Source organism: Candidatus Igneacidithiobacillus taiwanensis (genome assembly GCF_031962545.1).
Taxonomy (GTDB): domain Bacteria; phylum Pseudomonadota; class Gammaproteobacteria; order Acidithiobacillales; family Acidithiobacillaceae; genus Igneacidithiobacillus; species Igneacidithiobacillus taiwanensis.
Genome location: NZ_JAVRKK010000038.1, coordinates 1 through 19002, shown reverse-complemented (window position 1 = coordinate 19002; position 19002 = coordinate 1). Strand labels below are relative to the sequence as shown.

At 56.5% G+C, this 19002-nt stretch carries 20 protein-coding genes and 1 pseudogene; 13 read left to right on the top strand and 8 right to left on the bottom strand.

Going from position 1 to position 19002, the window contains the following annotated elements; all coding sequences use genetic code 11:
- Positions 1 to 39 precede the first annotated feature (39 nt).
- The 3 genes from RTI30_RS07100 to RTI30_RS07090 form a co-directional block, all read right to left on the bottom strand.
- Positions 40 to 1274 (bottom strand): IS3 family transposase gene (locus tag RTI30_RS07100; protein ID WP_409449686.1). Its coding sequence is split into 2 segments (ribosomal slippage): positions 40 to 984 and positions 987 to 1274, totalling 1233 coding nucleotides; the frame shifts between segments, so codons are not numbered across the junction.
- A 129-nt stretch (positions 1275 to 1403) separates the two neighbouring features.
- Positions 1404 to 1925: a DNA-binding protein gene (locus RTI30_RS07095; RefSeq protein WP_312283547.1), complete on the bottom strand. Its 522-nt coding sequence runs from the start codon at positions 1923 to 1925 to the stop codon at positions 1404 to 1406.
- Positions 1926 to 2768: 843 nt separating this feature from the next.
- The gene (locus RTI30_RS07090) at positions 2769 to 4133 is read right to left on the bottom strand and encodes a helix-turn-helix domain-containing protein (RefSeq protein WP_312283546.1); all 1365 of its coding nucleotides are present in this window, start codon (positions 4131 to 4133) and stop codon (positions 2769 to 2771) included.
- Between the two features lie 408 nt (positions 4134 to 4541).
- On the opposite strand from RTI30_RS07090, the gene RTI30_RS07085 reads away from it, so the two are divergent.
- The 3 genes from RTI30_RS07085 to RTI30_RS07080 all read left to right on the top strand — a co-directional run bounded on the left by RTI30_RS07085 (position 4542) and on the right by RTI30_RS07080 (position 5930).
- Positions 4542 to 5162, top strand: a complete 621-nt coding sequence (locus RTI30_RS07085) for an AAA family ATPase (RefSeq protein WP_312283545.1) — start codon at positions 4542 to 4544, stop codon at positions 5160 to 5162.
- 36 nt (positions 5163 to 5198) lie between these two features.
- On the top strand, positions 5199 to 5468 hold the full coding sequence (locus tag RTI30_RS14290) for a ribbon-helix-helix domain-containing protein (protein WP_409449685.1): 270 nt from the start codon (positions 5199 to 5201) through the stop codon (positions 5466 to 5468).
- Between the two features lie 252 nt (positions 5469 to 5720).
- A complete protein-coding gene (locus RTI30_RS07080) occupies positions 5721 to 5930 on the top strand; it encodes a type II toxin-antitoxin system HicB family antitoxin (protein ID WP_312283544.1) in 210 nt (69 codons plus the stop codon).
- 86 nt (positions 5931 to 6016) lie between these two features.
- On the opposite strand, the gene RTI30_RS07075 is transcribed toward RTI30_RS07080, so the two are convergent.
- Entirely contained in the window at positions 6017 to 6298 is a 282-nt protein-coding gene (locus RTI30_RS07075) for a WGR domain-containing protein (protein WP_312283543.1), read from the bottom strand.
- Positions 6299 to 6335: 37 nt separating this feature from the next.
- Complete coding sequence (locus RTI30_RS07070; protein ID WP_312283542.1) at positions 6336 to 6902, bottom strand: recombinase family protein; 567 nt, start codon at positions 6900 to 6902, stop codon at positions 6336 to 6338.
- 160 nt (positions 6903 to 7062) lie between these two features.
- Here RTI30_RS07070 and RTI30_RS07065 point away from each other — a divergent pair, with 160 nt between their 5' ends.
- On the top strand, positions 7063 to 7338 hold the full coding sequence (locus RTI30_RS07065) for a BrnT family toxin (RefSeq protein ID WP_312283541.1): 276 nt from the start codon (positions 7063 to 7065) through the stop codon (positions 7336 to 7338).
- Complete coding sequence (locus RTI30_RS07060) at positions 7298 to 7567, top strand: BrnA antitoxin family protein (RefSeq protein WP_312283540.1); 270 nt, start codon at positions 7298 to 7300, stop codon at positions 7565 to 7567. The genes RTI30_RS07065 and RTI30_RS07060 overlap by 41 nt, the downstream gene beginning before the upstream one ends.
- Before the next feature lie 176 nt (positions 7568 to 7743).
- Here RTI30_RS07060 and RTI30_RS07055 read toward each other — a convergent pair whose 3' ends face one another.
- The 3 genes and pseudogenes from RTI30_RS07055 to RTI30_RS07045 all read right to left on the bottom strand — a co-directional run.
- Complete coding sequence (locus RTI30_RS07055) at positions 7744 to 8466, bottom strand: hypothetical protein (protein ID WP_312283539.1); 723 nt, start codon at positions 8464 to 8466, stop codon at positions 7744 to 7746.
- A 72-nt stretch (positions 8467 to 8538) separates the two neighbouring features.
- A complete protein-coding gene (locus tag RTI30_RS07050; RefSeq protein WP_312283538.1) occupies positions 8539 to 9792 on the bottom strand; it encodes an O-antigen ligase family protein in 1254 nt (417 codons plus the stop codon).
- Between the two features lie 105 nt (positions 9793 to 9897).
- Positions 9898 to 10044, bottom strand: a pseudogene (locus RTI30_RS07045) (mannose-6-phosphate isomerase); the annotation flags it as partial.
- Between the two features lie 123 nt (positions 10045 to 10167).
- Between RTI30_RS07045 and RTI30_RS07040 the strand changes: the two are divergent.
- The 8 genes from RTI30_RS07040 to RTI30_RS07005 all read left to right on the top strand — a co-directional run.
- Positions 10168 to 10530 carry a MarR family EPS-associated transcriptional regulator gene (locus RTI30_RS07040; protein WP_312283537.1) on the top strand — a complete coding sequence of 121 codons (363 nt, stop codon included), beginning with the start codon at positions 10168 to 10170 and terminating at the stop codon, positions 10528 to 10530.
- Positions 10527 to 11087: a Uma2 family endonuclease gene (locus RTI30_RS07035; RefSeq protein ID WP_312283536.1), complete on the top strand. Its 561-nt coding sequence runs from the start codon at positions 10527 to 10529 to the stop codon at positions 11085 to 11087. The genes RTI30_RS07040 and RTI30_RS07035 overlap by 4 nt, the downstream gene beginning before the upstream one ends.
- Positions 11088 to 11102: 15 nt before the next feature.
- A complete protein-coding gene (locus RTI30_RS07030; protein WP_312283535.1) occupies positions 11103 to 11513 on the top strand; it encodes a hypothetical protein in 411 nt (136 codons plus the stop codon).
- Positions 11467 to 12411, top strand: coding sequence for a glycosyltransferase family A protein (locus RTI30_RS07025; RefSeq protein WP_312283534.1), 945 nt, complete (start codon positions 11467 to 11469; stop codon positions 12409 to 12411). Before RTI30_RS07030 ends, RTI30_RS07025 begins: the two co-directional genes overlap by 47 nt.
- The gene (locus tag RTI30_RS07020) at positions 12408 to 14882 is read left to right on the top strand and encodes an oligosaccharide flippase family protein (protein WP_312283533.1); all 2475 of its coding nucleotides are present in this window, start codon (positions 12408 to 12410) and stop codon (positions 14880 to 14882) included. Before RTI30_RS07025 ends, RTI30_RS07020 begins: the two co-directional genes overlap by 4 nt.
- Positions 14883 to 14952: 70 nt before the next feature.
- Positions 14953 to 15678 (top strand): ABC transporter permease, encoded by a 726-nt coding sequence (locus tag RTI30_RS07015; protein ID WP_312283549.1) that lies wholly within the window; start codon positions 14953 to 14955, stop codon positions 15676 to 15678.
- On the top strand, positions 15679 to 16434 hold the full coding sequence (locus RTI30_RS07010; RefSeq protein ID WP_312283532.1) for an ABC transporter ATP-binding protein: 756 nt from the start codon (positions 15679 to 15681) through the stop codon (positions 16432 to 16434).
- 72 nt (positions 16435 to 16506) lie between these two features.
- The coding region (locus tag RTI30_RS07005; protein ID WP_312283531.1) for a glycosyltransferase at positions 16507 to 19002 on the top strand (2496 nt) is incomplete at its 3' end.

Genomic DNA, 19002 nt, shown 5'->3' with positions numbered 1-19002 from the left:
TACAGTGGACCCGTTAGTCAAGACAGAATCAGCCTTGGTTTAAGCTAGTCCGGTTGTTGCCACTGCAGCAGAATGGTGCTGCTCCACTTCGTCATCACCTGACGAGTCTTTTTTCCTGTCGCTGTACTTGTCCACGATGCTAGCCCCGCCCCCCTGGCCACTGCTGTACACCTGATCCGGTGTGGCGTAGTCGAGCGACTGGTGGTACCGGCGGCCATTGTAAAACGCAAAGTACTCTGTCAATCCGACCATCAGCTCCGGCACATTGGCATAACCCTTCAAATAGATATCCTCATATTTGACGCTGCGCCAGAGCCGCTCCACGAAGACATTGTCCAGGGCCCGTCCGCGCCCATCCATGCTGATCTGGATCCCGTGTGCCTTGAGCACGCCCGTAAAGGCGTCTGACGTGAACTGGCTTCCCTGATCCGTATTAAAGATCTCCGGTGCGCCATAACGCTGTAGGGCTTCCTCCAGGCAGTCCACACAAAACTCTGCCTCCATAGTGTTGCTGATCCGCCAGCTCAAGACCTTGCGGCTGTACCAGTCCACAACCGCCACTAAGTAAACGAATCCGTGAAGGAGCCGAATATACGTGATGTCCGTGCTCCACACCTGCCCAGGGTGATCGATCACCATGCCGCGCAGCAGGTAGGGATAGATCTTGTGCTCCGGATGGGGACGGCTGGTATTGGGTCCCGGCGCCATACCCGCAAGACCCAATGTGCGCATCAGTCGTTGCACCCGTTTCCGGTTGATCCCATACCCCATCGCCCGGAGATGAGCGGTCATCCGGCGGCTCCCATAGAACGGCGCCTGGGTATACTGCTCATCAATCAGGTCCATTAATATTTTGTCCCCATCATTGATCTGCCTGACCTGGCGCTGTGCATAAACCGTGGCCCTCGCCACCCCTGCTAGCCAGCACTGTCGCTGTATGGGTATCACCTTGTCCGGTGCTACCCAGCCGCGACGCACGGCTACTGGCTGAGTCCGGACTTTTTTTTAAGCCAGTCCAGCTCTACCTTCAGGCGGCCAATCTCGCTATAAAGCCGCTCCGGCTCGCTGTGGGCATCTACCGCCTGGGGGCCCCGCTTGCCTTCAAACAAGGTGCTGGCCTGCTCCTGAATGGCCTTCTTCCACTGTCCCACCTGTGCGGGATGTACGCCATGCTCCTGGGCAATCTCGTTGATGGTTTTCACACCACGGACCGCCTCAAGTCCCACCTTGGCCTTGAAGGCCGCTCCATACACTTTCCGCTTCACTGCGCTCATCGTCCTCTCCTTGCCAGACGATAGCTTAAACTACTGTCCAGAAAACGGGGACCACTATATTCGATCGGTAGCTAAAGCACAGCCAGGGTATCGAGGCATCTACCCCGTCACGGTGACGGGGTAGCCCCCTCACTCCTTGGGCAGCATGGACCGTAGCCGCTCCATCATCCCCTTTACCGCTGCCCGCTCTCCCAGCATCACCATCCGCTCGTCCTCCAGCGTCTTCTCGGCAGCTTCCGCCCGCGCTACGGCTTCGTCTCGCTCTGCCTCGAGCTGGTCCAGGCGCTTGGCCAACCCCTCCAGGTCATCGAGGGCCACCTCCAAACGCCCTTCGAGATCGGCCACTTTCTGCAGGGCATCCGTAAGGGCCTTTCCGTGCCTTCTGGCGGCCTCTGCCCAGGCGGCTGCCCAAATCCCTTGCACAAGCTCTCTAGGCGCCTCTGGGGCCGTTTCTGGCCCTTCCTCGGCCTCAGGCTCCGCCTGCTCTGCCCGCAACCGTTCCAGGTGCTTCTGGATGGTCCCAAAGCCACCCCGACCCAACACCTCCCGCACCTTCGCGGCATTGGTCCGGGCCGGATCACCGCCCAACTGCTCGACCGCAGCCCGTACATCCTCCAGTGTCACCCGCCCCAACGGTACTTCTGGCTCCATGAGCGTACCTCCCACCCTGAATATATAATTACAGTGTAATCGTAATTACCGTAATTAACAAGAACAATAGTGTAAATCAACCCAGCCACCGCGCCCACCATTCCGGGAAAACCCGCTACAAACCAGCGAGAGCGTAGACCTCGGCGTCACCGTGACAGCAGCAAAGGGCAGGATCGGTCGTTACCGGGTAACGACAAAGACGAGAAACCGCAGATGGCACCACCCACCATCGCCGCCAACAGACCGCAAAACCGCCTCGATTGCGCTCTGGGGGATAGGGAACTACCACCCCACCCCCTTGCGTGACTTCCAAGGGCATTTCTGGCCGATTACGGGGCATCCTCGATGCCGGGCTAGGGAACACACCACAGGGTTTCCCCCTGCGGTCCGGATAGCGGCCTTCTGACGGACACGCTGGACCCATAGCCGCGCCCTTGATGCGCTGGAGGCCTGCGCGGGGTTTTCGGACACGAGGCCTGGGAAACGAGTTGCCGGACACAGACTGCTAGGGCTTATCCCCAAAATCTGTGGGGCCATCTGTGGGGAACAGGGGCAACCCCAGACGGGAGCACACGAAACAGACGCGCCCAGAAAGGCGGCATCCTCTGCCTCACTCCCCTCTCCCGATCCGTGCTGGCCCTCCTATCCGTGCCTACGTTCATTCCCGATGGGGGCGGTCAAACATCTGCCACCGGGTTGCGGGATCGCTCCTGGCGAGCGAGCTCGCAGTCGCTCACCCGCTGGACCTAAGAGGCAGGAACTGTCGTTCTGGGGAAGAACCAACGAGAAAACGAACCATTCGATGCTACCATCCAAAAGGCTCCCCGATTTTTAGGCAAGCGCCTACGGCGCAAGGCTTCGCCTTACCCTCCGGGGGGGATATACAAGAGGGGCGATTACGTCGCACCCCCTGCACCACCGGCGGATGCTAGCTTCAGAAACCCCCAACTCCGCCGCGATCTGCCGGTAACTCCGCCCCAGAGCGCTCATAGCTTGTGCCTGGGCACGCTTTTCCAGATTGCCTGCCCGGACTCCCGCCTTTGTGTAGTTGTCGCCATAGCGGCCCTCAGCGGCCCGGTTGCGCGCCTTCTGACGAAGATCTTCGCGCTTCCTGGCCAAATTATCGGGGATGATAGCCCGAAGCTGCGGGAGCAGGTCCTCTGGAAGGATAGGAGCCAACCAGTCGTAGAGAGTCTGGCGCTTGAAGCGATAGCGCGGATCCACCTCCTGGCCGTTCCAGGTGAGTTTCTTCCCCGCCGCGGCATCGATGGCACGCTCCAGGTTGGGCTTGGTGGCGGCGAGGATTTCCTGGGGATCCAGGCCGGTATGTAGACGGCCCAGACTGGCAATCTCGGCGGCGATGCCCTGGGGATGGGTGAACCAGGACAGCGCCGCTCCGCAGAGGAAGAGCCACTTGTCCCGGTGGCCCTCGGGAATGTCGTGCCGGTGGTGTTCGCTGATGCGGATAAGATCCTGGAACACCAGCAACCAGCGAGCGTAGATGCTGCCCTGGATGGCCCGGTCTGGGCCTTTGCGCTTGGCGCGCAGGTCACGGACCTCCGCAGGCCTGCGGCCTTTACCGTCCCGGCCCAGTACCTCGAAAGCGAGTTGCCGAAGACTCCAACGGTGACCATCGAAGATGTGACCGACGATCTCGACGGCGTTCTTGCTGTTGCGGGTTCCCGCCAAACGCAGGAGCCGGGTGCAGTCCTTGGCGGCGGAATCGGCGCCCAGGTCCGCCAGGGCGGCAATCAGGGCATCCTGGATACGCTGCCACACAGGCAGCGCCTGGGCAGGCACTGCCTCGAGGAGCCAGTAGAGATGCAGGCCTCGACCGGACAACAGGATGAACGATGGGCAGGGCAGTTGCCGGGCGGAAAGCGCATCCAGGACCGCCTCGATGTCGGTACACCCGTCCAGATCCACATAGCAGGCCCGCAGGGAACGTAGGAGACGCACGAGACGCCAGCCGTCGAACTCGTTGGGAGTGATGTAGGCATCGTTTTGCCCTTCCTGCGCCCGGAGCATCTCGGGAATACGGGGATCGTTGGGCTTGAGCTTGATCCAGCGTTTGCCCCCCAGAATGGCCCGCTCCCAGAGAATGACCGCTCCCCGCTGTTCGCGGTGCAGCAGGTCGTAGTGCTCGTTGGGACCCCAGAGATCGAGGCCGTACTGCCCAAAGACGTGACGGGCTCTACTGGCGCACACGATCCCACCTCATCAAGGCAGACGTCAGGGAGCAATCTACGGGAGATCGCCGCGCTCGATATGCGAGGCCTGGATGCCTGGTGGGTGGGAAGTCAAAAGAGGGATAGCGCGCAAGCACGCATGGGGTATTTATGGCGCCCCCAAATGGGGTATACTGAGAACACATGGTTCCCTCACTGGTTGGGTCAGTTGATGGAGCCACAGGGGGAGGCTAACTGGCGAGGAAGCCGACCCTAGTGGTGCTGGTTGGGAGTGTACTCCCAAAAAGTGCTGCGAAGAAATACCACCACCGAGGGCGGCGGTGGTTGCCAAGGCCCCCAGGGGAAACCCTGGGGGCCTTCGTGCTTTTGCGATACAGATATGCTAGTATCATAGTATACGGCTATAGGTATATTATGTGATACTTTTATGCATGTGGTGTCGGTAGTCAGTCAAAAGGGCGGGAGTGGCAAAACCACCGTAGCGGTAGGCCTAGCTGTAGAGGCAGTTCGGGCTGGAAAAATTGCTGCTGTCGTGGATCTTGATCCGCAGGCCACCGCGGCGAACTGGGGAGACCGAAGAGGGGAGGATGTGCCACCAACCGTGGTTTCCTGTCAGGCAAGTCGACTCGAGAAGGTTCTGGCCGTGGCAAAGTCGCAAGATCTTGACCTGATCTTGATTGATACACCGGGGAAGAGCGCAGATGCCGCGATCGCAGCCATCAAAGCCGCAAACCATGTCCTTATTCCAGTGGAGCCGCATATCAGCAACCTGGAAACCTTGTCCAACGTGAGCGAGCTGCTAGCTTTGGCAGGAAAGCCGCGTGCCACCGTGATTATCAGCAAGGCCCCTCCACTAGGCAGAAGACATGAAGACGCCAGAGCTGCTATCACAGCTCTAGGCTTTTCTGTCGCTCCAACCGTCCTCTACCAACGAGCCGCGTACAGCGACGCCACCAACCTGGGCTCAACCGCAAGTGAGTATGAGCCGAGGGGCAAAGCATCCATTGAGCTTTCCCTTTTATATTCATATATTGCTAGCATCCTATAGCCTGATGACAGCATATTTCGATAAGGTGATCATGCTATGAAATCAAAACAAACATCACTCGCGAAAAGCTTGGCCTCTGCGGCACAGAAACCAAGTACAGAAAAGCCATCGTCACGGACTCCGACTCAGGGCAAGGATCGGACTGTCCTGATCGCCGCGCATTACAACCGTGAGGTACGCAGAACCCTCAAGCTGATTGAGGCGGAAACGGACAAGACCCTCCGAGAACTTTTAGGGGAAGCCATTAACGATTTATGCGAGAAGTATGGGAAACCAAGACCGGTGCCTGAGGAAGGTCTACGTTAGTGGGCAGAACTAATAAAATTCTCAACGTCATCCTCTCAGGTCGCAGCGACAAGGGCATAAACTTCAACGATCTGATAACTTTAGTTATAGATCTAGGCTTCACCATGAGGATAAAAGGTGACCACCATATATTCACGAAATCAGGCGTAGATGAGATAATTAATCTGCAGCCCGTCGGAGCCAAAGCAAAGCCTTACCAAGTCAAGCAAGTGCGCGACCTCATCCTCAAATATCGCTTGGGAGCCGATCAAAATGACCAGATATGAGCTGATTATCTATTGGAGCAAGGAAGACGGCGCATTCTTGGTAGAGGTACCCGAACTTCCCGGCTGCATGGCGGATGGCTCCACCTATCAGGAAGCCGTCAGCAACGCTGAGCGAGTCATCGCAGAATGGCTGGAAACGGCTAAGGAACTGGGGAGGCCAATACCAGAGCCGCGAGGAAAACTCTCCTACGCATAGGACCGATTTCGGATTCCCCTCGTGCAACGTAACCAAGACCCAGTCTTCCCCAAGGGGGAATCATCCGATGAAAGACTTCGGGCAACTCAGAGCTTCACTGAGCGCACTGGGATATATCCCCTTTTCTGCCTTGCTCGCTCCACCTTCTCCAGGAAGGGTAGGGCTATGGCGGGATCCTCGAGGACACGGACCAGTACTCGACTGGGGCGACGACCGATGCGTCCCCAGCTGGTTGTGAGCTCCCACTCTCCCCAGAGGTTCTGTTCCAGGGCTAGGCGGTAGAAACGGAGTATCCCTTCTTCCGGCACTACCTTCTCCCACTCCCGTACCCACCAGCGCTCCAGCTCGTAACGGGGTAGGGACGCCACGGAATTCACTCCCCAGGACTGAGAGGTAAGGTAACCATCAGGAGTCCGCTGCCCTTGCGGCCTGCAGGGCCATATAGAGGGTGGACTTGCCGACTTTGAGGCGTGCCGCGGCCTCCCGAACGTTCAGGCCGTTGGCGATATACTCCCGGGCCCGCTGCAACTTCTCCGGCGTCATGACGGGCTTGCGCCCCCCTTTGCGCCCGCGGGCCGCCGCAGCAGCCAACCCAGCCCGGGTACGCTCCCGGATCAGATCCCGCTCGAACTGCCCCAAGGCCCCAAAGACGTGAAAGATGAGCCGACCACCCGGGGTGGTGGTGTCGATGTTTTCGGTGAGGGACTGAAAACCTACCCCTTGCGCTTCGAGGGTAGCTACTGTCTCGATGAGGTGCTGCAAGGAACGCCCCAACCGATCCAGCCGCCAGACCACGAGAATGTCTCCCTCGCGCAGATAGGATAAGGCCGCGGCAAGGCCTGGGCGCTCGGCTTTGGCTCCCGATACCTTGTCCTCGAAGATTCGGCTACAGCCGGCTTTCTGGAGGGCGTCGGTCTGGAGCGCGGTGTCTTGCTCGGCGGTGGATACCCGCGCGTAGCCGATGCGGGCCATGGCGGCCTCCTTATGTCCAGTTTATCGTCCATTTATCTTTTCGTCCGGCAAACCGATTGTCAAGCTATTTTGGGACGCTTGCCCGGTTTGTCCATTAAAGGACGGTTGCGAGAGAGCTGGGGGCGCTGGCATTTTTAATATATATAGCTACAATAAATAGATGAAGATCACCTACGATCCCGCCAAAAGGCAGAAGACCATCGAAGAGCGCGGACTGGATTTCGAAGATGCCCCGCTAGTGTTTGCGGGAAAGCACTTCACCCGTGAGGATGACCGTAAGGACTACGGAGAAGTCCGCTTCATTACGGTGGGCATGTTGCGGGAACGGATGGTGATCATGGTATGGACGCCGCGACATCTCGAGGATCGACACATCATCAGCATGAGGAAAGCCAATGAGCGCGAACAAGCCCAATATGCCCAGCACCTGGATTGATCCGGACGATGCTCCTGAGCTCGGTGTGGAGTTTTTTGAGGAGGCCGACTTGTACCAAGGAGACCAACTGATCCGGCGCGGCAGGGGCCGCCCGAAGCTAGCCAGTCGCAAAGTACTGCTCTCGGTGCGTTACAGCCCGGAGGTAGTCGATTACTTTCGGAAGACCGGGGAAGGTTGGCAATCCCGTATGGATGCGGTATTGCGCGAGTATATCCAGCGCAAGGCATAATTTATCAAGACGTTCCGGACACAAAAACGCGCATGGGATTTTGAACGGAAGATGGCCCCGCGAGGGAGCCGATTCTGTCCAGAAACGTAGTGTGCAGAAAACCCTGGTTTGATGGAAGAGTATGGTTACGCTTAATCTCTGGTCCAGAATTTGGGTTCCACCATACTTCTGTGTATTCATTTCATTGTCCTAATTATCTGTAGCAATAGTTGTCTTGTAGGCATGAAACCGGGATTTTCTTTGAGGCTCGCGATAAGGGTCTTTTCCGCCGCTTTGGGATCGTGGGCCAGGAGCCACTGGCTGCGGGCGATGACCCACTCCAGGAGGGCGCGCGGTTCCGGGAAGAGCGGCCGCTTGAGGCCCGCCTGCAAGAAGGCGATGCCGCCCGCCACATCGCCGCGGTTGAAGAAGGCTTGTGTCGCGATCTCGCTGCGCAGGTTGACGCTTTCGGGGGTGAGGGCAAGACCCTTGCGCCAAGCCAGCACCGCGTCGTCCCGAGCTACCGCCGGGCTCAGGCCGAGGACGCTGCTGCCGTAGTTGAGATACAAAGACCCGATGGCGTTGTAGACCCCCGCCTGACGGGGAATACCCACGAGCGACTGGCGATACTGGTGGAGGGCGGCCTCCAGCAGCACCTTTTTCTGGACCGTGGGCATGGAGGGCTCCTGCGCCACGAGGTTCAGATAGGCGTTGCCGGTGTACACCCAGGGCTGAGTCGCCTGCGGGCGTGCCGCCTCCAAGAATCGGGCTGCTTTCATAAGAAAGACCGCGCGCGCATTGGCGTTGGGTAGGAGGCCGTCGAGCCAGGCATTGGCGCTAAAAAGGCCATAGACCGCCGCGTCCAGCGCCAAAAACCAGCCCGCCAGCACAAAGAGCAGGGCCATGCTGAGCTGGATCACGCCGGGGTGCCGGATCCCCAAGCGGGGCAGCAGCGGTGCCGTATCCTTGGGCTGTTGGTACAGGCGCCAGGCCTAGGCCAAAAAGATCCCGGCCAGGATGCTCAAGGGCAGGTTATAAAAGATGAAGTTGCCCAAGGCGTGGCCGGTGATGGCGAAAACCCCCAACACCAGCCCCAGCGCCCAGTAGCGGTTTTCCTCGGAGATGCCCAGCCGTGCAGGACGGACGATCAGGCGATAGAGCGCGTAGAACAAGGTCCCGGCGAAGGCCAGCAAAAAGCCCAGGTTGATGAGCCCCCCTTCGGCCAGGAACTCGATGTAATCGTTGTGGGCGTAGGTCCCCGCCGAAGCCAGCTCCCCGGGCAGGCGGTAGGCGGGGTAAAAGAGAAAGTAACTGCCAAGGCCCGTACCCAGGTAGGGGTGACTCAGGAAAATGTGCCAGGTGGCGATCCACATGAGGCTGCGGGATACGGTCGCAATGTTGGAGGAGATGTAGTGCGGATTAAGCTGTCCTAGGATGTCATAGCCCTTGGGATAGTTGATGATCAGAAAAGCCAACAACACCAGACCGAAGACCACCGCCCAGCGCTTGCCCATTCCAGGGAACCCGCGGAAGCCCCAGATGGCAAAGGGTACGGTGCAGAGCCAGGCCAGCAGGCCGCCGCGGCTACCGGTGCTGAAATCTGCAAGAACCACCACCGCTATGGTCAGTAGATATCCCAGCACACGCCTGTCTATTTGCCGGTCGACGAATCGTACACCTCTCTGTGAATCAAGGTAGAGAACGCGAGCCACCAGCGGGAAAAAAAGCAAATTCATCCAGGCAGAATAACTATTGCAATCAAGGAGCGGGCCTTGGGGGCGAAGGCCCTGCCACCCGGTTCCTTCTCCGAGTAACTGGTAATACTGGCCAAGTCCTATGGCTGCCAGGACCCAGGCCCCTACGACCATTCCCCCCCAAAACCACGGCCAAACCCGTTGCCGATCCATGTCGCTCATCAAAGTCCAGCCTAGAAAGCCCAGAGGAACCGAGCCGAGCGTCCAGAAATAGAACCAACTGCTATAAGGCACATGGCTCCAGAAGAGCGTCAGCCAATACCAAAAGAGCCAGAGCAGCATGAAAACTGGTAGAAACCCCTTGGGCCAGGGCAGACCGGCCCGAAGACGGGGCCACAACACCGTAGCACCCCAGGCCAGCATCAGGACGCTGCTCAACGCCAGCAAGGGGATGGCCTGGCCGTTGTAGTACCAGCTGCTGATATAGCTCAGAAGGGGAAGCAGACTGAGCCAAAGAGCGCGGGCGGCAGAGATCTTGGGTTTGGTTTTCATCGCCGGCGTTTCGTAAACAATTTGCCGCAGTCTAACAGGGAGCCCGCAGTCGCTGAAAGTCTCTACGTCGTGGTATGCCCAACAGCACAAAGGCTGCCAAAGCCATCAAGCGGGTGTGCGCCCATAGCGATCTTCAAAGGGCACGATATCGTCCTCACCCAGATATTCGCCGCTTTGCACCTCGATCATGGCCAGATCGATAACTCCTGGGTTGATGAGGCGGTGGGGTGAGCCGGCAGGAATATAGGTCGTAGGTCGCCACAATCTTTTCCAAGGAGATCGACATGACAGAACCAAATTTTTTGTCGACATCGCCTTGACATCCCAGGAGCGGAAACCCTACGCTAGCAACCATATTCATCATGTGAGCACACAATGAAATTTGATGACGCGACGCGCTATCAGTTGCTCAAACTCATTGCCGAACATCCGGGATACAGCCAGCGCGAACTGGCCGCCGCCATGGGCGTGAGTGTGGGGAAAACCAATTTTTGCATCAAGACCCTCATCAGCAAGGGTTTGATCAAGGTCGAGAACTTCCATCGCAATCGAAACAAAGGTGCCTATGCCTACCTCCTAACCCCCAAGGGCATTGAAGACAAAGCCATCGTCACCGTCCGATTCCTCCAGCGCAAAATGGCCGAGTATGACGTCCTCAAGGCCGAAATCGCCGCCCTGCGCCGGGAAGTGGATGATCTTGCCGCATCAGGTCTCGATGCCGGGAGGGGGGCGGCGTGACCACCACCGAGCGCCTCGCGCGCTACGAAGACCTCTTCGACCTGCCCGATAATGTCGTGGGCGAGATCATTGCCGGTCAACTGGTTACCCATCCCCGCCCGGCACCAGCGCATGCGCGGGCCAGTTCGGTGCTTGGCAACAAAGTAGGGACGCCTTTCGATCAGGGCGAAGGCGGCGGCCCCGGCGGCTGGTGGATCCTCGACGAACCCGAGCTACACCTGAGCCAAGACATCCTCGTTCCGGACCTCGCCGGCTGGCGTCGCGACCGGATGCCCGCACTCCCCAAAACCGCATGGTTCGAGACGGCCCCCGACTGGGTCTGCGAAGTGCTTTCCCCGGCCACCGCCCGTACCGACCGCGTCCTCAAATTGCCCCGTTACGCCGCCGCCGGTGTCGCCCACTGCTGGCTCATCGACCCCGACGCCCGTACCCTGGAGGCCTACACCAATCAGGGTGGTCGCTGGCTGCTGCTGGGTACATGGGGAGGCGATGATGTGACCACCATCGATCCCTTCGCCGCCATCCCCCTTTCTCTCTCGGGCCTATGGGTGGACTGAATTGGAGTCAAACTGATGAGCCATAACGTCATTCCCATTATTCGACATGTTCCTTCCCGTGCAGTGCTAAGGGAGTCCTTTTCCGAGATTAATCATCAGATCGTCCATCTGGTCGCTCGCATCGAGGATGCGGTTAGAGACGACGATGATCACTTTTTTGGGCTCTGTGATGAGCTACGTAGCCAGATCAATGAATTAGTTGGTATTTGCAGTGATTACGCACAGCCAGAGCTTTCCACCGACAAGGATCGGGATGGATGGAAGGAAAGTTTGCGCCTTCTGGTCCTGATGGTTTCGCATATGGAACTCATGTTTCTGTATGCCCGGAAGAACCGAGTTTCCGTGATGCACTATCGAAAGGAAATCAGCGCCACAGCGGATGAATTCCTACAGCGCCACTCGCGGATTGTCACGAGTCTTGGGTGACGGTGAGTATCAGGGGATGATGTCTATAGCAGTCATCGTTCCGGTCAAGAACGGCGGTCCACGCTGGCAGATGGTCGCTGCCTCGATTCAGGAGCAGCGTCTGCGTCCGCAACGCACGATCGTCATTGATTCTGGGTCGACAGACGGTTCAGACGAGATTGCCAAGGCATCTGGCTTCGAGGTGCACGCCATCGCACCAGAACGATTCGATCATGGCGGTACCCGACAAATGGCAGTAGAGATGGTGCCGGAATGTGAGATCTTGGTTTTTCTGACGCAAGATGCCGTGCTGGAAGGTGCGGATTCCCTGGAGCAACTCGTGTCGGCCTTGCATGCACACCCACAGGCCGGTATCGCCTATGGGCGTCAGATTTCTCGCCCGGAAGCTGGCCCCATCGAGCGGCATGCCCGTCTCTTCAATTATCCAGAGAGATCCATAGAAAAGCGTCTCGACGATGTCCCGAAATTGGGAATCAAAACGGCGTTCAGTTCGAACTCTTTTGCGGCTTATCGACGCACGATGCTTTTGCAGGCTGGCGGCTTTCCACAAAACTGCCCCATGGGAGAAGACATGATCGCGGCCGCCCGGATTCTGCTGCAAGGTGGTACGGTGGTGTATGCAGCGCAGGCGCGGGTCATCCATTCGCATGGATTCACGATGGCTGAGGAAGCCCGGCGATATTACGGCATTGGTCGCATGCACGCCCAGCAGAAAGCGCTGCTGGCCAGGTTTCAGAGTCCCGCATCGGAAGGTAAGCGCTTTGTGCGGTCGGAGTTGGCTTTCCTTTTGCGGCAAGCCCCCTGGCGGATACCGGAGGCCCTATTGCGAACCGCCATCAAATACGGCGCCTATCGCCGGGGGAAGCGATCTGCCCCCGTAATGGAGCAGGCTGGTTGAAACAGCATATTGCGGTCTCCACGCTCCTGAATCTTTCCGGACGCGCTTTGCCGGCTCTCTTACTGCTGGTGACCACACCTCTGTATCTTCATCTTATTGGCTTGTCCCGTTATGGTGCGATGGCCATCCTGTGGTTGGCCTTGGGATATTTTGGGGTCTTCGATTTGGGGTTGGGCCGCGCGGTCGCGCAACGCATCGCGCGTCTTCCGCGTATGAACCACGATTCCTCCGCCACGCTGGAACAGCATCGTGGAGAAATTTTCTGGACAGCACTGATTGCCAGCTTGGTAGTCGCTTCGGTGGCCTCCCTTGCTCTATTTTGGCCTTTGATGGAAGTGATGATCCATCACGTCCTGCACATCTCACCGGAGTTGCGCACAGAAGCCGGACATTCAGTCTGGGTGCTATTGACCTTTCTCCCGATCGCTACCACGTTGAGCGTGTTGATGGGGACTTTGGAAGGGACCGAACGGTTCGATTTTCTCAACGTGGGCCAACTCACTGGGCTCGTCGGCTACCAGATTCTCCCACTGACTGTCGCTGTCTTCGGGTACGTCACGCTGCCCTGGCTGATGAGCGCAGCGATCCTCGGGCGCTTGTTCGGCGCAGGGGTGCTCTTCTGGTTTTGTGAAAAGGTGCTGGATTTCCCACGCCCACAGTTTCAATGGCGCGTATTGAAGCCTCTGCTGCGTTATGGGGGTTGGATTACGGTGAGCGCCATCGTCAGCCCGATCCTGAACATTACCGATCGGTTCTTCATTGGTGCTCGGTTGGGCATGGCGTATGTTGCCCATTACGTCGTGCCTTTCAATATGGTGATGTACGCCGGAATTCTGCCACAAAGCTTGGCCACAGCTCTCTTTCCCCGCTATGCGCTACTGGAAGAGGGTGAGGCCAAAGCGATGATGTGGTCGGCATTGCGCATCATCGCCGCCGTGATGATCCCGTTGGTTCTGATGGGTATCTGGTGGATGCGAGGATTCCTGACCTGGTGGTTGGGTGCAGCCTTTGCGGCACAGAGCGCGCTGGTTGGAGAACTTCTACTTGTCGGGATCTGGATGAATGCTCTGGCTCATGCCCCATATGGTTTTTTGCAGGCACAAGGTCGAGCGGACTTGACGGCCAAATTTCACCTGCTGGAACTGGTGATTTATCTGCCGCTGCTCTGGTGGGGCATCGCCCAGTGGGGCATCGCCGGAGCGGCAGTGGTATGGGATGGGCGAGTGCTTTTGGATCTGGGGCTCCTCCTGCTGGTCAGTCAACGGGTATGGGCTCCTGTTTTCAGTCTGGCTCCGATGCTGCTGCTCATCGTCGTGGCCTTTGTGATGGCTTGGCAGCATACCCGGATCCCCATGCCCTGGTTCATTGCGGTCGCTGCGATGTTGTGGTTCCTGGCGCTCCTACAGGCTCGGAGATTCACGATGGGATGGACGGCCTATCTCAGAAGTAGGTTGAGAGATCGCAGGCGTGTGACACATCCGGGCTACGGCGAGACGGGGCCGACCTCCTCGCCGACAGTTGCGATTTTGATGGCCGTGTATAACGGGGAGCGTTTTCTCGAATCGCAGCTGTTTTCGATTCTCACACAGAGCCATGCGCAGATCCGGCTCTACGTCCGTGACGACGGGTCTACGGACGGATCCGTCGATATCCTGCGAGCAATGGCAGAGCAGAGCCCCGGGAGGATCGTCCTTCTCCAGGACGAGGAAAAAAAACTGGGGGTGATTGGCAATTTCCATCGCCTGCTTTGTGCGGCTGACCAGCTCGGTTCTGAGCCTTATCTCATGCTGGCTGACCAGGACGATGTCTGGTTCGCCGACAAGGTCGAAGTGACCCTGCATGAGATGCGTCGGACAGAACGATGGGCAGGGAAAGAAACCCCGATATTGGTACATACGGATCTGTGTGTAACGAACGACAGGCTACAGATACGCGATCCATCCTTCTGGCATTATCAGCATTTGGACCCGAGCCGGGATGATCTCCGCCAACTCTGCATGCAGAATATGGTGACCGGATGCACGGTCATGATAAATCGGACCTTGCTCAAAAAGGCTCTGCCCATCCCGGATGGCGTCCTGATGCACGACTGGTGGCTGGGACTGGTGGCCTCCGCTTTCGGGGTGATCCGATTCATTCCCCAAGCGACCATGTTCTACAGGCAGCACGACAGCAATGACACGGGAGCAAAAAAGTTTGGCTTAGCTTATGTCCTGCGGGCGTTTTTGCGGGTCAGGTCGAGCACGGCGTTCTGGCAACTGCTGGCCAGAAATCAACGCCAGGCCGAGGCGTTCCTCGCCAGATTCCATGAAGATTTGCCGCCAGAAAAAGTAAAAGACCTGCAACGGTTTGCTGCCTTGGCCGCGCATACTCCAGTCCTGGAGCGATTACGGGCCGTATTCACACGACAATTTAATCGTCACGGCTGGGTCCGAAACCTGGGCCTAGCCGTGCGTCTGACTATCGGCTAAGGGGAATATAGTGCTGCAAGTGGCTCGCTCATTCGGGAAATATTGGCGGTACCGAGATTTGGTCAAGAACATGGTCATGGCCAACCTCAAGGTTCGTTATCAGGGGGCGGCTTTGGGATTCCTCTGGTCTCTGGGCAATCCCTTGGCCATGATCCTGCTCTACGACTTCGTTTTTACGCATGTCTTTCGCAGTGATCTGCCCAATTATATCCTGTATCTCGTTATTGGAGTCCTGCATTACAATCTTTTTGCCCAGTCTGTATCCCAGGGATGCGACAGCCTGATTGGTGGATCTGGGCTTATCCAGAAGATCTATTTTCCGCGCATTTTGATACCTACTTCCAGCATGGCATTCACGCTCGTTTTGTGGATCGTGGCCATTGCGATTCTGGTAACCATCTATCCGTTTATTGGCGGTACGTACCACTTGGTATTGCTATTATATCCCCTCGTTCTCGGGATCTATATCGCTTTCATTTGGGGTATTGTGCTGACCTTTTCTGTTTTGCAGGTGGAGTTCCGCGACCTGAAACACCTGGTCGAAATTGCCGTGATGTTCTTGTTCTGGTTCACTCCCATTGGGTACAGTATCACCGTACTGAAGCCCACAACCCGCGAGATTATCTCCCTGAACCCTTTGACCCAGTTTATGGACCTGTTCCACGCCATTTTGTATCGGGGAGTGCTACCGAGTTGGTCACATCTCACAATCGCGATGAGCTGGACGATGGCAACCCTGGTTATCGGTACCTGGTTGTTCCAGCGCAAGGCGCGGCATCTGGTGGAGGACCTATAAATGGCTGTCGCATTGCGGGTGGAAGATGTGTCGAAAACCTTTGTTCTCCGGCACAACCGATCCATGGGCATCAAATCGCGTTTTCTTTCCCTAGTGCATCGCGATCGGCGGGAGCGCCGAGAAAACTTTCAAGCCCTGCAGGACGTCAGCTTTGTAGTGGATCAGGGGGAGGCGCTCGGGCTACTAGGCCATAACGGATCCGGGAAAAGTACCTTGCTGCAAATCATCGCTGGGATTCTCTTGCCAACAAGCGGGCGGGTAGAGGTCACGGGACGGGTTGCCCCGCTCATTCAGCTAGGAGTGGGATTCAACCCCGAGCTGACCGGCATGGAAAACATCTTTTTAAACGCGAGCCTCTATGGCTATTTGAATCGGGACGTGCGGAAGAAAATCCGGTCCATCGTCGAGTTCTCAGAAATTGGACATTTCATCGATACTCCGCTCAAAAACTACTCCTCAGGTATGCAGATGCGCCTGGGGTTTTCGATTGCCGTGCACCTAGACCCAGATATTCTTCTCGCCGACGAAATCTTGGCAGTCGGAGACCAAGCTTTTCAGGAAAAATGCCATGAGCGCATTGCCGAGTTGCGCGGGAACGGGATGACGCTGATCCTCGTTTCGCACAGTCACGAGCAGGTGGAAAAATTCTGCGACCAGTATGTCCGATTGGAGCATGGCAGGATGATAGAGTCTGGCCGCGTTTCTGCTGCGATGGATGAGCGGTGCGTGACCGTGTGCTCGACCAACGCAGGGTAGTCGCATACGTCTGCAGCTCCGGCACATGATAGGGAATGCTTCGGGAAGCCTGGGCAATCTAAAAGGAATCACATGAATTCACAAACGCAGCACCTGTATCATCGCGCTCCGATCGATCCTGAGAATGATAATGACAGCCTGGCCAAGATTGCGCGCCTCGTTCCGCCGGGTAGCACTGTGCTGGATGTGGGCTGTGGCGTCGGCAGGTTAGGGCAGTTTTTGGCTATCGACCGAGGCTGCGCAGTAGATGGTATAAATGCTAACCGCATGGAACTTGACCTTGCCGGACCATTTTATCGTCTTCTATGGGAGTGGAATTTAGAAAGACATCATCTTCCACGCAGCCTGCTCAAGCAGCGATACGATATTATCGTCTGTGCTGACGTTCTTGAGCATTTGCGGGATCCAGGAAGATTGTTGCAACTGCTACAGACCGTTTTGCAGCCAACGGGAAAGATCCTTATTTCCATCCCAAATATAGGGCACATTGGCATAATTCTGGAGCTTCTGGGTGGGGATTTTCACTACCGGCATGAAGGTTTATTGGATGAGACGCACCTGCGATTCTTTACTCGGCAGAGTTTTCTGCGATTTCTAAAAGACTATGGATTCTCCGGAAGCATCGTAGACGAAACTGTTGTGCCTCTGCAGGCCAGCGAATTCGCACAATGGGCAACCCATCTTATTCAATTAAATCTTAGACAAGATCTCAATAAAGACAAGATAGTCTATCAGTATATCGTCGTCGCTACACCGCAGGGAAATGCTAGCATGCTTCCTGCCACTTTACCCGCTATTAGACACTGGTCACCGAGCGCAAATATCGGTGTTTTTTGGGGTTCAGAAGGAGAACAATTCGCCCAAGAGAGATCCCATTCATTGACGATGCCTCTGGACGGTGATCGATATCAGATGGTTTTTAATATTCCACCGGTGAAGATACAGAGGCTTCGGATTGATCCAATTGACATGCCAGGAGATATTTGGCTTTACGGCCTGCGACTGATGGGTGGTGATCGAATTCTTTGGAGCTGGGATGGAACCTCGCAGGGTGTTTCCTCTTTGGAAATGCAGCAGCTGGAAATACTTCCGTACGCATTGGCGCCACATGGAATAGGATTGCGAGCATCCGGCAATGATCCGCAAATTTTACTTTCATTGCCAGGCTCGCTTCTGGAGCAATGTACGCAGGTCATTTTAGAACTAAAGTATATTATCCAGAAAGATTGGCATGACGCTTTGATCAGAATGAAAAATCAATTAGATGTCCTCCAGGATCAACTGCAAAAAAATAACGACGAGATTTCCACGCTATCGAATACTCTGAAAAATACACTACGCTCCCGATCCTGGCGGGTCACCCGCCCGATGCGCAGCATGGCCCAGCTAGCCAGAACAGCTCGGGAAGCTTTACGTCCCGGACCGTTAGGACAGCAAAATCGCTACGCCATAATACGCGGTCTTTATCGTGCCCTCCCACTGCCGAAGACCCTGCGAAACAGCATCAGCAGGCGTATGCATGTCGCACGAAGTCAAAGAACCTACGCCGACTGGATACGCAACTTCGATACTCTCAGAGAATCTGATCGTTCTACTATTCGCGCGCAGGTGGCGTCTTGGGAAAAACCGCCCCGGATTTCCGTACTTATGCCGGTTTATAATCCGCCTGTGAAATACCTTCAATTGGCAATCGATTCCGTTTGTCAGCAGTTGTATCCGCATTGGGAACTTTGCATCGTAGACGACGCCTCGACGGATCCAAAAGTTCGCGAAGTACTGACGCGCAGCGTCGAGAACGATCACCGTATCAAGGTCAAGCATCGCGCTGAAAATGGTCATATATCCGTCGCTTCGAATGATGCCTTGGCCATGGCTACCGGTGAATATGTGGCCTTGCTAGACCACGATGATCTTCTGACAGAACATGCCCTTTACTGGGTTGCTGCAACCGCACTGGCAAACCCCCATGCCGACCTGATCTACAGCGACGAAGACAAAATCGATGAAGCAGGTGTCCGTTCAGATCCATATTTCAAACCAGACTGGAACCCAGAATTGCTTCTGGGCCAAAACTATATCAATCATTTAGGCTGTTATCGCCGAGAACGCGTAGAGTCGATCGGCGGATTTCGTCTGGGCTATGAAGGGTCCCAGGACTGGGACTTAGTGTTGCGTTTTACAGAAGGATTGGATGCCTCGCGTATCGTGCATATCCCGGCCGTTCTGTATCACTGGCGAATGTTGTCCAGCTCGACTGCCGTTTCCTTAGACGCCAAGCCCTACGCGATAGAGGCGTCGCGGAAAGCGGTTCTCGACCATCTGGAACGACAGGGAATTGCAGTGGACATGGAGGCGGTATGTAACTGTGTTTATCATCTTCCTCGTTTTCAAGTACAGGGAATGCCGCTCGTCAGTATAATTATTCCTACTAGAAACGGCTTTGCCGATCTGGAAAGCTGCGTGGAAAGCCTGGATAGGACCTCCTGGAAAAACACCGAGCTTTTGATCATCGATAACCAAAGTGACGACCCCAAAACTTTGGAGTACCTGAGATCGGAAGAGCGTCGT